The following is a 1,122-nucleotide window of genomic DNA, read 5'->3' as shown; positions in this document are numbered from 1 at the left end:
CTCGGTGGCATGCCACTGGCCGGTGCCGGTGCCGGCGGACACGGCGTCGCCGGTCCCAAGTACGGCTTCCGGCCCACCGTGATGGCCCGTCCGCCTTTCGCCGGCTGAGCACCGGCGATCACACGGCTGAACGATGAAAGGAGGTCCCCGCGACACGCCGCCGGAAATGGTCGTCGCGTCGATTCTTCGCGACGAGTTAATCGGCGATCAGATTTCATGCCGGGCGACGCGGGCCCGGCATCCCGGGCGCCGATTACCAGCAACTTTTTCGACCCGGGGCTGGTACCGTTTGCTATGACCGTGTTCTGAGGGGCAGCGGTCGAGGTCAGGCGCTGTTACTGTGTCGTTACAAAAAGTGAATTCGCAGTACCGCTAAGTGAACAATTGCAAACACCGGGCTTCCACACCGACCTGGGGGGCCCCAGTCATCTAGTCTCGCAGAGTCGGGGATTGAACTAGGAGGGAACAATATGTCGTTCGTGACCACACAGCCGGAGGCTTTGGCCGCGGCGGCCGGGAACCTGCAGGCTATCGGGTCGACCTTGAGCGCCCAGAACGCAGCCGCTGCAGCCCCAACGACGGGGGTGGTACCCGCCGCTGCCGACGAGGTGTCGGCATTGACCGCGGCTCAGTTCGCGGCGCACGCGCAGATGTACCAAGCGGTGAGCGCCCAGGCAGCCGCGATCCACGAGATGTTCGTGAACACCCTGTCCACCAGCTCCGGTTCGTATGCTGCGACCGAAGCGGCCAACGCAGCCGCCGCCCTGTAGCTCGGACAGGCGGTTCGGGGGCTTGGAACAGGTCGTCACCGAAATGGGTCCAACGTGACCGCCCCGCAGGGGACGATCGCAACACGCACTCCGTCAACTCAAACGCCGCGGTTCGGGTTTGACGTCCGTCTCACCGTGACAGCGCCCGGTGGCCGCCGGCTGACGGGAAGGGGGGGTCATTTCTATTCATTCGGCTCGGCGGTTGCGTAACGCGTAAACGATCCGGCCACCGTTCACCACATCATCCAATAACCACGTAGCAAGGAGACAGCCGACATGGCAACACGTTTTATGACCGACCCGCACGAGATGCGGGCGATGGCGGGCCGCTTCGAGGTCCACGCCCAGACCG

At 64.3% G+C, this 1,122-nt stretch carries 2 protein-coding genes and 1 pseudogene; all 3 read left to right on the top strand.

Going from position 1 to position 1,122, the window contains the following annotated elements; translation table 11 throughout:
• The coding region (locus ACYQ8K_RS30100; RefSeq protein WP_459974977.1) for a PPE family protein, SVP subgroup at nt 1–108 on the top strand (108 nt) is incomplete at its 5' end.
• A gap of 362 nt (nt 109–470) precedes the next feature.
• Nucleotides 471–770, top strand: coding sequence for a PE family protein (locus tag ACYQ8K_RS30095; RefSeq protein ID WP_007771419.1), 300 nt, complete (start codon nt 471–473; stop codon nt 768–770).
• A gap of 276 nt (nt 771–1,046) precedes the next feature.
• Nucleotides 1,047–1,122 (top strand): annotated as a pseudogene (locus tag ACYQ8K_RS30090) (WXG100 family type VII secretion target); the annotation flags it as partial.

Source organism: Mycobacterium sp. MUNTM1, assembly GCF_054660795.1.
This window is presented reverse-complemented; position numbering and strand designations above follow the sequence as displayed.